This window comes from Actibacterium sp., from assembly GCF_041584535.1.
Lineage (GTDB): Bacteria > Pseudomonadota > Alphaproteobacteria > Rhodobacterales > Rhodobacteraceae > Actibacterium_D.
Window position 1 is genome coordinate 1 of record NZ_JBFHDW010000097.1, and the last position, 8,653, is coordinate 8,653.

Genomic DNA, 8,653 nt, shown 5'->3' on the forward strand with positions numbered 1-8,653 from the left:
AGGGGTAGGTCGCGTTGTACCGGAAGAAGACGTTGAAATCGGGGATGTCGCGCTTGTCGCCTTTCTCGAACTCGAAGAACCCGGTCATAGAATTGGCGATCACCTCGGCGTCCGCGCCGACATATTCCGCGCGGCTCAGGATCTCGACCGCTTCGGGCCGGTTGGCGTTGTCGTTCTCGTCCAGCCACATGGCCGCGCGGATCAGCGCGCGAACAACCGCCTTCGTGGTGTTGGGGTTCTCGGTGACAAACTCTTCGGTCAGCCCGAACACCTTTTCGGGGTTGTTCTTCCAAAGCTGATAGTCGGTGATCACCGGCACGCCGATGCCTTTGAACACCGCCTGCTGGTTCCATGGCTCGCCGACGCAGTAGCCATGGATGGTGCCGGCCTCCATCGTGGCGGGCATCTGCGGCGGTGGGGTCACGGAAAGCAGCACGTCCGCGTCGATCTGGCCCGAGATATTTTCGGGGCTGTAGTAACCGGGGTTAATCCCACCCGCAGCCAACCAATAGCGCAATTCGTAATTGTGGGTCGACACCGGGAAGACCATGCCCATGTTGAACGGCTTGCCTTCGTTGCGGTATTTGTCGACGACCGGTTTCAGCGACGCGGCCGAGATCGGATGCTTGGGCTTACCGGCATCGTCATATTCGATATAGGGCTTCATTTCTTCCCAGATCTGGTTCGACACGGTGATGCCGTTGCCGTTCAGGTCCATCGAGAAGGGGGTGATGATATGGGCCTCGGTGCCGAAACCGATGGTGGCGGCCAGCGGCTGACCGGCCAGCATATGCGCGCCGTCCAGTTCGCCGTCGATCACGCGGTCCAGCAGAACCTTCCAGTTCGCCTGCGGCTCAAGCGTGACGAACAGACCTTCGTCCTCGAAATAGCCCTTCTCATAGGCGACGGCCAGCGGCGCCATGTCTGTCAGTTTGATGAAGCCGAATTTCAGCTCGTCTTTTTCAACGTCCAGCATCTCGGCGAAGCTGGGGCTGGCCAGACAGGTAGTGGCCGCGAGGAGTGCAAGTAGCTTGTTCATGTCTCGTCGTTCCCTTTGGTGGCGCCCGGAGGAGGGGCGTAAAAAACAAAAAAGCCGCTGACCAACTCTGCCGGTCTGGCAAAGGGTCGAGCGGCTGTGCTCGGGTTACCCGCATCTGTGTGGGTGAATTCTGAAACGGAACGCCCTTGCTCCGTTAAGACCTATTGTGCAAGCGCAGCATCACAGGTCAAGCGCTTGTGCATCCGCAGTCGATTTTTCGCGGTCGCAGCATAGGCCAGACATAAGCTGATCATTTTTTAGGCGCGTTTTTGGGGTAAGGGTCAAAAACCTGAGCGTCAAAAAAAGCATCTGGTTGGAGAATCAAATTGCCGTTTTCGGTCGCCACGGCGGTCTCGTGCGTCAGCGACCCTTCCAGCTTTTCCGACGCGCCCGGCAGCACCGCGCCGAGGTCGCGCAGGTTGCGGCGGTAAAGGTCCGAGCGGAACACATCGCGCGCTGTCGTCATCGCCGTCGCCCGGTCCAGCCCGGTGCGGGCCGCCAACCGGCTGGCGATCCACGCCGCCTGAGATTTCCACGGAAAGGTCGCCGCGCCCCGGAAAAACTCCAGATAATTCGGCACCGAACGCAGCTCGCCCCGTGGCGAGATCACCAGACGCCCGGTCAATTCGCGCTCGATCACCTCGGCGCTGACATTCAGGTATTCGGGCCGGGCCAGAATTTCGGACGCGGTCATGGTGTTGCCGGCATCGGACAACCAGCGCCCCGCCCGCCAGACCGCGCGCATCAGGCGGCGGGTCAGGTCGGGCTCGGAATGGGTCCAGTCGTGCCGCACCGCCAGCACCTTTTCCGGGGCAAAGCGCCAGATCGCGGCGCCGGGCAACAGTAATTCGCCGACGCCATCCTCAACCGCGATCGAGCCCCAAGGCGCACCAACACAGAAAGCGTCGATTTCGCCCGCTTCCATCGCCTGAGCCATCAGCGGCGGCGGCACGGTCTTGATCTGCAAATCCTGCGGCGCCGACATGCCCAGCGCGCCCAGCCAGTAATAAAGCAGGTCGGCATGCATCGAGAACGGGAACGGCACGCCGATCCGGGGCTGGGTTTCCGAGGCCGCGATCAGGGCCTTGCCCGCCGCCCGCGCATCGGAAAAATCGTTGTGATAGCCATTGGCGCGCATTTTTGCCGCCAGATCGGTCGAAACGCCGATCACGTCGCCATTCACCGACAGCACCATCAGCGCATCCAGCCGGGTCGCCATGCCGCCAAGCCCCAGCGCCATCGCCACCGGCACAGGTGCCAGCATATGCGCGGCCTCGATCTGGCCCATCACCAGAAGATCGCGCAGGGTCGACCACGAAGGCGCGGCGCGCAGGGTCAGGTCCAGACCTTCTTCGGCGCCATAGCCCAATTCGCGGGCAATGATCAGCGGCGCCGCATCGACCAGCGGGATGAACCCAGCCTCAAGCCGCACACCGCTCATGACAACAGCCCCGCCGCCGTGACCAGCGCCTGCGCCACATCGACAACCTTGCGGCCCTGATCCATCGCGGTTTTGCGCAGCAGCGCATAGGCGGCGTCTTCTTCGATGCCGCGCGCCTTCATCAACAGGCCCTTGGCGCGGTCGATGACCTTGCGTTCCTCCAGCGCGCGCTTGGTGGCCTCAAGTTCGGTGCGCATGCGCTGGAACATGTGAAACCGGGCAATCGCGGCATCCAAAATCGGCTTGATCCGGTCGGCGCGCAGGCCATCGACCACATAGGCCGACACCCCGGCCTCGATCGCGGCCTTGGTCAGGCTGTCGTCGGATTGATCGACGAACATCGCCACCGTGCGCTCCATCGGTCCCGAGGCCAGCGCCAGTTCCTCAAGCATATCGCGCGACGGGCTGGCGATATCCACCAGCACGACATCGGGGTTCTGTTCGGAAATCTTGCGCGCCAGCCCGGTTTCTTCCGAGATCACCGAAATATCGTGATCGCCCGCCTCGCGCAGGCTGTCCACGATCAGCAAGGCGCGGTCGCGGTCACGTTCGACGACTACGATAGACAGTGGTTTGGGCATTTCCGACTCCGGGCCTGTGCCTCACAGCTTGAATACTGCATTGCAGAAAAGTAAAAGCCCTGCCCCGGTCGAATAAATAAGACTTTTCGCTCATGGGTGAAAATTTAGACCTTCTCAGATTTTTCGCCCATGATTTCAGCACATCCCCGACGCGGCTTTCGCTTTTCAGCCCGCCCCGGCCCTGCCATGATCGCGGCCATGATCGACAAGCTTGAAATGTTCATCGCGCTCGCCAAACACGAGCACTTCGGCCGCGCCGCGCAGGAGTGCGGCGTGACGCAGCCGTCGCTGTCGGCGGCGATCAAACAGCTTGAGGATCAGTTGGGCGTGATGCTGGTCTGGCGCGGCTCGCGGTTTCGCGGCCTGACCCCCGAAGGCCAGCGCGTGCTGCAATGGGCGCGGCAGATCGTCGGCGACGCCCGCACCATGCGCGAGGACATGCGCGCGGTGAAACAAGGGCTGTCGGGGCGGCTGCGGCTGGCGGTGATCCCGACCGCGCTGGCAATGGTGCCGCGCCTGACCGCACCCTTGGCCGCCGCGCATCCCAACCTGCATTTCACCATCCAATCGGGGAATTCGTCGGAAATCCTGCAACTGCTGGACAACCTCGGCATCGACGCCGGGCTGACCTATCTGGAAAATGAACCTCTGGGCCGGGTCATCACCGTGCCGCTGTATGAAGAGGACTATCACCTTGTCACCCGCAGCGACGCCGCGCTGGCCGGGCGCACGCGGGTGACATGGGCCGATCTGGGCGAGGTGCCGCTGTGCCTGCTGACCCCTGACATGCAGAACCGCCGGATCATCAACCAACACCTGTCCCTGACCAGCGGCGCCGCCCCTGCCCCTCGGATTGAATCGAATTCGGTGGTGACGCTGATCTCGCATGTGATGCAGGGCGACTGGGCAACGATCCTGCCGATCCAGACTGCGGATTTGTTTCTGCGGGCCGGCGATCTGGTGGCGGTTCCGATTTCCGACCCGGCCGCACGGCACCGGGTCGGGCTGGTCGCCCCCCACCGCGAGCCTCATACCCCGGTGCTGGAGGCATTGCTGGACGCGGCGCGAAAACTCAGCGTTTGATAGGCATATCCTATCAAACAACGGAAATGCAGCATTGATTTTGCGTTCAATGGCGCGTCAGAATGGGGCGCCGATGCAGGGAGGGATCGCATGGCCCAGCCAGACAAGACCATGGTGCAGTCGCATGTGCGCGAGATCGCGCAGGCGCATGCCACGCGCGAAGGGCCGCTTTTGCCCATTCTGCACGCGGTGCAAGCCGAATTCGGCCATATCCCCGACGCCGCCTTGCCGGTGATCGCCGATGTGCTGAACATCAGCACCGCCGAGGTGCATGGCGTCGTGACCTTTTACCATGATTTCCGCAGCAAACCGGCCGGGCGCTCGGTCCTGAAAATCTGCCGCGCCGAGGCCTGTCAGTCGATGGGTGGCAAGGCGCTGGCTGAACGGGCGCAAGCGGCCTTGGGCGTGGACTGGCATGAAACCACCGCTGACGGCGCGGTGACGCTGGAGCCGGTCTATTGTCTGGGCCTGTGTTCCTGCGCCCCGGCGGCGATGCTGGATGACCGGCTGCAGGCGCGGCTGAATGAGACCACGCTGGACGATCTGATCGCCGAGGCCCGTGCATGACCCTGACCTTTTATATCCCGCATGACAGCAGCGCCCTTGCGCTTGGCGCCGAACAGGTCGAACAGGCGATCCGCGATCAGGCGTTGCTGCGCGGACAGGACATTCACATCATCCGCAATGGCACCCGAGGGATGACCTGGCTGGAACCGCTGGTCGAAATCGACGGCCCGAATGGCCGCACCGCCTTTGGCCCGGTCGCGCCCGCTGATGTGCCGGGGCTGTTCGATGCGCCTGACAGCCATCCGCGCGCCTTGGGGCCGGTCGAGGACATCGCGTTCTTTGCCCGCCAGACCCGGCTGACCTTTGCCCGTTGCGGCCTGATCGACCCGCTGTCGCTTGAAGATTACCGCGCCCACGGCGGCCTTGCCGGTCTACGGGCCGCGCTGGACATGGACCCGGCCCAGATCGTGCAGACCGTCACCGACAGCGGCTTGCGCGGGCGCGGCGGCGCGGGCTTTCCCACCGGCATCAAGTGGAAAACCGTGGCCGATTGCGCCGGTCCGCAGAAATACATCATCTGCAATGCCGACGAGGGTGACAGCGGCACCTTTGCCGACCGGATGCTGATGGAGGGCGACCCGTTCACCCTGATCGAAGGCATGGCCATCGCCGGGATCGCGGTCGGCGCCACGCGCGGCTATGTCTACCTGCGCTCGGAATATCCTCAGGCAATCCTGGTGATGAACGCCGCGATCGAGATCGCCCGGGCGGGCGGCATTCTGGGTGATGCGGTTCTGGGCACCGGCCCGGCCTTTGACATCGAGGTCCGCGTTGGCGCGGGCGCCTATGTCTGTGGCGAGGAAACCAGCCTGCTGAACAGTCTGGAAGGCAAGCGCGGCGTCGTGCGCGCCAAGCCGCCCCTGCCCGCGCATGAGGGCTTTCTTGGCCGCCCCACGGTGGTGAACAACGTGATCTCGCTGGCCTCGGTGCCGGTCATTCTGGAAAAGGGCGCGGCGCATTATGCCGGGTTCGGGCTGGGCCGGTCACGCGGCACGATCCCGATTCAGATCGCGGGCAATGCCCGGTTCGCCGGGCTGTTCGAGTCCGGGTTCGGCATGACGCTTGGAGCATTGGTCGATGATATCGCCGGTGGCACCGCCAGCGGTCGCCCGGTCAAGGCGGTGCAGGTGGGCGGCCCCTTGGGCGCCTATTTCCCGCGCGCCCTGTTCGATACCGCCTTTGGCTACGAGGAATTCGACGGCGCCGGGGGCCTGATCGGCCATGCTGGCGTGGTGATTTTCGATGACAGCGCCGACATGCTGTCACAGGCACGGTTCGCGATGGAATTCTGCGCGGTGGAAAGCTGTGGCAAATGCACCCCGTGCCGGGTCGGTGCGGTGCGCGGCGTTGAAACCATCGACCGCATCGCCGCCGGAGACCCGGCCGCGCCCGACCTTCTGGCCGACCTCTGTGATACCATGCGCGAGGGGTCGCTCTGCGCGCTGGGGGGCTTTACCCCCTTCCCGGTGATGAGCGCCATCACGCATTTCCCCGAAGATTTCACATCGTCCAAGGAGGCTGCGGAATGAAAGATTTCATCATCCCCGATGCTGATTTCGGCACCCCGGCCAGCACCTCGAAAACGCTTGTCTCGCTGACCATCGACGGCCACCGGATCACCGTTCCCGAAGGCACCAGCGTCATGCGCGCCGCGGCCCATGCCGGGATCAGCGTGCCCAAGCTGTGCGCCTCGGACAATATGGAGGCGTTCGGGTCTTGCCGCCTGTGTCTTGTCGAAATCCAAGGCCGCAAGGGCACGCCCGCATCCTGCACCACGCCGGTGGCCGAGGGCATGGAGGTCCACACCGAAACCCCGAAGCTGGCCAAGCTGCGGCGCGGGGTGATGGAGCTGTATATCTCGGATCACCCGCTGGATTGCCTGACCTGCGCCGCCAATGGCGATTGTGAATTACAGGATATGGCCGGGGCCGTCGGCCTGCGCGATGTGCGCTATACGCCGGGCGACAACCATTTCGAGACCCGCCAGAACGGCGAGGCCAACCCGCTGTATATCCCGCAGGACGCCTCGAACCCGTATTTCACCTATGACCCGGCGAAATGCATCGTCTGCTCGCGCTGCGTCCGGGCCTGCGAAGAGGTGCAGGGCACCTTCGCCCTGACCATTGAAGGCCGCGGTTTCGACAGCCGCGTTGCCAGCGGCGCCGGGCAGGATTTCCTGTCGTCGGATTGCGTCTCGTGCGGGGCCTGCGTTCAGGCCTGCCCGACCGCCACCTTGCAGGAAAAATCCATCATCGAGATGGGCCAGCCCGATCACTCGGCCATCACCACCTGCGCCTATTGCGGCGTCGGCTGCAGCTTCAAGGCCGAGATGAAGGGCGATCAGCTGGTGCGGATGGTGCCTTACAAGCACGGCAAGGCCAATCGCGGCCATAGCTGCGTCAAGGGCCGGTTCGCCTATGGCTATGCCAACCACAAGGACCGCATCCTGAACCCGATGATCCGCGACACGATCGACCAGCCGTGGCGCGAAGTCAGTTGGGACGAGGCGCTGAGTTTCACCGCCGCCCGCCTGCGCGACATTCAGGCCAGACACGGCGTCGATGCGATTGGCGGCATCACCTCGTCGCGCTGCACGAATGAGGAAACATTCCTTGTTCAAAAGATGATCCGTGCGGTTTTTGGAAACAATAACGTCGATACCTGCGCCCGCGTCTGCCACTCACCCACCGGCTATGGTTTGAAAACCACCTTTGGCACCTCGGCCGGGACGCAAGATTTCGACAGCGTCGAGCACACCGACATCGCCATCATCATCGGCGCCAACCCGACCGACGGCCACCCGGTCTTTGCCAGCCGTCTGAAGAAACGCCTGCGGGCGGGGGCCAGGTTGATCGTGATCGACCCGCGCCGCATCGACATGGTGCGCAGCCCGCATATCGAGGCCGCGCATCATCTGGCGCTGACCCCCGGCACCAATGTAGCGGTGCTGACGGCGCTGGCGCATGTGATCGTGACCGAGGGACTGGTGGACGAAAACTTTGTCCGCGAACGCTGCGACATCGAGGCCTTTAACGACTGGGCCGCTTTCGTCGCTCAGGACCGCCACAGCCCCGAAGCCACCCAGATGCTGACCGGCGTCTTGGCCGAGGATCTGCGCGCCGCAGCGCGCCTCTATGCCACCGGCGGCAATGGCGCGATCTATTACGGGCTGGGCGTGACCGAACATTCCCAAGGCTCGACCACCGTGATGGCGATTGCCAACCTTGCGATGGCGACCGGCAATATCGGCCGCCCCGGCGTTGGGGTAAACCCGTTGCGCGGTCAGAACAACGTGCAGGGCAGTTGCGACATGGGCAGCTTTCCGCACGAGTTGCCCGGCTATCGCCACGTCAATGACGACGCCACCCGCGAAGTGTTCGAAGGCCTTTGGGGCGTCAGCCTCAGCGATGAACCCGGCCTGCGCATCCCCAATATGCTGGACGCCGCCGTCGATGGCACCTTCCGCGGGCTTTACGTTCAGGGCGAGGACATCCTGCAATCCGACCCCAACACCAAGCATGTCGCGGCGGGCCTTGCGGCGATGGAGTGCGTTATCGTCCACGACCTTTTTCTGAATGAAACCGCCAACTATGCGCATGTGTTCCTGCCCGGCTCGACCTTCCTTGAAAAGGACGGCACCTTTACCAACGCCGAGCGCCGGATCAACATGGTGCGTCAGGTGATGGCGCCCAAGAACGGCATGGCCGACTGGGAGGTCACTCAGGCGCTGGCCAATGCGCTGGGCGCGGGCTGGACCTATACGCATCCGTCTCAGGTGATGGATGAAATAGCCGCCACAACCCCTTCATTTGCAAGGGTGAATTACGAATTGCTTGAGCGCGAGGGTTCCATCCAGTGGCCCTGTAACGACGCCAACCCGCTGGGCACGCCGGTCATGCATATGGATGGTTTCGTGCGCGGCAAGGGCAACTTTGTCGTCAC

General features: G+C 63.5%; 7 protein-coding genes. 4 read left to right on the forward strand and 3 right to left on the reverse strand.

Annotated features, from left to right (window positions below; translation table 11 throughout):
- The 3 genes from ABYW26_RS06650 to ABYW26_RS06660 all read right to left on the reverse strand — a co-directional run.
- A partial coding sequence (locus tag ABYW26_RS06650; RefSeq protein WP_372603994.1) for a CmpA/NrtA family ABC transporter substrate-binding protein occupies positions 1-1,039 on the reverse strand: 1,039 nt, incomplete at its 3' end.
- Between the two features lie 250 nt (positions 1,040-1,289).
- A complete protein-coding gene (locus ABYW26_RS06655) occupies positions 1,290-2,480 on the reverse strand; it encodes a CmpA/NrtA family ABC transporter substrate-binding protein (RefSeq protein WP_372603995.1) in 1,191 nt (396 codons plus the stop codon).
- Complete coding sequence (locus ABYW26_RS06660) at positions 2,477-3,061, reverse strand: ANTAR domain-containing response regulator (RefSeq protein WP_372603996.1); 585 nt, start codon at positions 3,059-3,061, stop codon at positions 2,477-2,479. The genes ABYW26_RS06655 and ABYW26_RS06660 overlap by 4 nt, the downstream gene beginning before the upstream one ends.
- 198 nt (positions 3,062-3,259) lie before the next feature.
- On the opposite strand from ABYW26_RS06660, the gene ABYW26_RS06665 reads away from it, so the two are divergent.
- The 4 genes from ABYW26_RS06665 to fdhF form a co-directional block, all read left to right on the forward strand.
- Positions 3,260-4,144 (forward strand): LysR family transcriptional regulator, encoded by an 885-nt coding sequence (locus ABYW26_RS06665; RefSeq protein ID WP_372603997.1) that lies wholly within the window; start codon positions 3,260-3,262, stop codon positions 4,142-4,144.
- A gap of 90 nt (positions 4,145-4,234) precedes the next feature.
- Entirely contained in the window at positions 4,235-4,711 is a 477-nt protein-coding gene (locus ABYW26_RS06670) for a formate dehydrogenase subunit gamma (protein WP_372603998.1), read from the forward strand.
- A 2-nt stretch (positions 4,712-4,713) separates the two neighbouring features.
- Positions 4,714-6,240 (forward strand): formate dehydrogenase beta subunit, encoded by a 1,527-nt coding sequence (locus ABYW26_RS06675; RefSeq protein ID WP_372604000.1) that lies wholly within the window; start codon positions 4,714-4,716, stop codon positions 6,238-6,240.
- The coding region (gene fdhF / locus ABYW26_RS06680; RefSeq protein WP_372603999.1) for a formate dehydrogenase subunit alpha at positions 6,237-8,653 on the forward strand (2,417 nt) is incomplete at its 3' end. The genes ABYW26_RS06675 and fdhF, both read left to right, overlap by 4 nt.